At 44.1% G+C, this 3,027-nt stretch carries 2 protein-coding genes and 3 pseudogenes; 4 read left to right on the forward strand and 1 reads right to left on the reverse strand.

Going from position 1 to position 3,027, the window contains the following annotated elements; genetic code table 11:
- Positions 1-255, forward strand: a pseudogene (locus tag SJI19_RS24375) (HNH endonuclease); the annotation flags it as partial.
- A gap of 7 nt (positions 256-262) precedes the next feature.
- Positions 263-538, forward strand: a complete 276-nt coding sequence (locus SJI19_RS24380) for a bacteriocin immunity protein (protein WP_323480824.1) — start codon at positions 263-265, stop codon at positions 536-538.
- A gap of 346 nt (positions 539-884) precedes the next feature.
- Here the strand turns inward: SJI19_RS24380 and SJI19_RS24385 are convergent.
- Positions 885-1,166, reverse strand: a pseudogene (locus tag SJI19_RS24385) (Gp138 family membrane-puncturing spike protein); the annotation flags it as partial.
- Here SJI19_RS24385 and SJI19_RS24390 point away from each other — a divergent pair.
- Both SJI19_RS24390 and SJI19_RS24395 read left to right on the forward strand, forming a co-directional pair.
- A pseudogene (locus SJI19_RS24390) lies at positions 1,149-1,360 on the forward strand (MT-A70 family methyltransferase); the annotation flags it as partial. The pseudogenes SJI19_RS24385 and SJI19_RS24390 overlap by 18 nt on opposite strands.
- Before the next feature lie 637 nt (positions 1,361-1,997).
- Positions 1,998-3,027, forward strand: a protein-coding gene (locus tag SJI19_RS24395) for an IS3 family transposase (protein WP_323480825.1) whose coding sequence is annotated in 2 segments (ribosomal slippage) — positions 1,998-2,250 and positions 2,250-3,027 — 1,031 coding nt annotated over the 2 segments. Because the reading frame shifts where the segments join, the coding sequence is not laid out codon by codon here. This gene is flagged as partial in the annotation.

The raw sequence follows: 3,027 nt of genomic DNA on the forward strand, positions 1-3,027 counted from the left end.
GCTTTCAGAACATCTTTTTGGATTGAAGTAAGTAAAAACCCTGAGTTAGTTAATCAATTCTCAGAATTTAATGTCGAAGCTATAGAGAAAGGAGTTGCGCCATTCTCCATAAAAGCTGAGCAAGTTGGGAAACGAAGAAAATTCGAGCTACATCATATTAGTCTCGTCAGCAAAGGTGGAGAAGTCTATAACATCGATAATATAAGAATTCTTACACCTAAAAGACATATAGAAACACACTCAAATAATGGGTAATATTAATATGAAATTTCTAAATAGATTTGAAGATTACACTGAGCAAGAATTTAGAGAGTTTTTGAATGAATTTCACGTTCGAGAATCAACACTTTCTGGCGATACTTTAGCAAGCTACATTGATAAGTTAGTGAATCATTTTGAGGCGATCACAGAACATCCTCTTGGTTCTGACTTAATTTATTACCCCAATAGAGAACAAGGGGACGGGATTGATGGGATTATTAACGAAGTAATAAAATGGCGTGCAATGAACGGCAAACCTGGATTCAAGCGGCCATAGTAGAAATTCTTTTGTATAAGTTCGTCACATGAAATTATCCCGGTTTGTTTCTGACAATCCGGGCACTGGTAGCAGAGCCAGTAACCACAGTTGGCAAGGAATTTAAAGGCGTATTCAAAAGCACCGTGCCGGCCACGGATGATTTCCCCACCAGAACAATTTTTGTCACGCCCGGTCGGGCACCCGGTGCACGAGGGTTGAGGTCTTTGGTTACCCCAAACGAAGGGCCTATATCTATCGCCAATACAGGAAATCAGGCGCAACAAAACATTACCCACGGTGACAACCTACCCTGATTTTAGCGGCATTGATAACAGTGTTATTGTCGTGCCGCCTCTTGATAGGTAACCGATCGGTGAACTCCGCCGGATTGCCACCAGAAGTCGATACAGCGATCATTAAAAATAAGCTGGCACTCGTCGCCGGTTTTTACCGGGAATGTCAGCGTAACGCCACCGCCGCGCGGGGATACAACTGGAACATCCACCAGCAACGGAAGGCTTACTTGCTTACCTCCCTCTATCCCCATAATGACTATTTGAGCGACGCAGGTTACCGCGGCGGGATCAAATGACTGAATGATACCGGGAGAGGCCAGGTAATCCTGGGTAGGATCAATACTGAGGATTGTCTCTTGCGGTGCGCGGTAAACTTCCAGCACGCATGGACGCATCAATTTGTCAGTACATTACTGCGCCGCGACTTGAGCACAGCGCTAAGCCACCAGCAGTAAGAGATAATTTGGTAAGACTACTTGGCGATATTCCGCGCATTGAGCTGTTTGTAAGGGAATCGGTAGATGGATGGGACCGATGGGGGTAATGAGTGCGATTGCAGCACTGGGCTGATCGCCGGGGCGGACGGGAATAAATTTAAACTAAAACCAACGGTTTAAGTATATTTGTCCTATCGAGCTATGCAGATGTTGAGGCTTTTTATGATGCGGGATACCGCAAAGTGAAGTGACAGTTATAATAGAATTCATCCCCCTCAATATTGTTAATCATTTGAACAATGTCAGTAGTTATCTATTTTCTGATAATTGGAAACGGTAAATAACCGGCACTAAACAATGTAATTCACATTAAACAATCACTAACCGTGAGGTATAATTATACCCTGCACACTATAAAGTTGTTTTGACGGAATGTTAGATATTCACGGCTGAAAGTCAGTTACTCGTGGCAAAAAATGAGTATATGCAGCAAAGACTTCTTGCGGGAAATCTGGCCCCTAGTGTTTGAAACTAGGTATGAGAAAGCTTTTTAGGAGTGTACAAGACCCTGCCGCGCAGTCACGAAAAAATAGTGAGTTGATTCCGTTAAGATATTATTGGATAAATATAATGTGGTGTAAACTGTAACCATTTGTTTTATGGTATGATTTAATGGTAATCCCCCCGAAAAAGCAGTGTGTTCATAAGTGGAATTTTCTCGTAATCTGAACCGGGGAGATCTCTATGAAAAAATCACGCTTTACCGACAGCCAAATCATGGCCATTCTTAAGCAGGCTGAGGCCGGAACGCCGGTTTCTGAACTGTGCCGCGAGCATGGCATGAGTAATGCCAGTTTTTACAAGTGGCGCTCACGCTTTGGGGGGATGGATGCCTCCATGATGACTCGCCTGAAGGAACTGGAAGACGAAAATCGGCGTCTTAAAAAAATGTATGCCGAAGAACGCCTGAAAGCTGAAATCATTCAGGAGGCAATGGCAAAAAAGTGGTGAAGCCATCGCATCGAAAGCAGATGGCACAGGAAGCGGTCAGGTGTCGAGGGATCAGTGTTCGCTCCGCCTGCCAATTATTTGCCGTTAGCGAAAGTTGCTATCGCTATCAGGTAAAACTGAACGAAGAAAATGAAGTTATTGCGGACTGGCTGCTTCGTGTCACTGACAGTCAACGCAACTGGGGATTTGGCCTGTGCTTTTTGTATCTGCGCAATGTAAAAGGCTTCGGATTTAACCACAAAAGGGTTTACCGTATTTACTGCGAGCTATCGCTTAATATGCGTATAAAGCCGAAAAAGCGGCTACAGCGTGAAAACCCCGAGCCATTGGCTGTCCCAGTAAACAGCAATGAATGCTGGTCAATGGACTTTATGCACGATCAACTTTCAGATGGTCGCTCTGTCCGTTTACTGAATATTATTGATGACTTTAATCGTGAAGCATTGGCCATTGAGGCGGATTTATCACTCCCCGCCTGTCGAGTGGTGAGAGTACTTGAGCAACTCATTGAATGGAGAGGGAAACCGGCTACAATAAGGTGTGACAACGGGCCTGAATATACAAGCCAGGCATTAATATCATGGGCTAATGAGCGGGATATAACACTTAAGTTTATTCAGCCCGGTAAACCTCAGCAGAATGCCTATATTGAGCGATATAACCGGACTGTGCGTTATGACTGGCTGGGGCAATACTTGTTTAGTACGCTGGATGAGTTACAGCAATATGCAACAGAATGGCAATGGTTTTATAATCATGAACG

Source organism: Acerihabitans sp. TG2 (genome assembly GCF_035013185.1).
GTDB lineage: Bacteria > Pseudomonadota > Gammaproteobacteria > Enterobacterales > Enterobacteriaceae > Acerihabitans.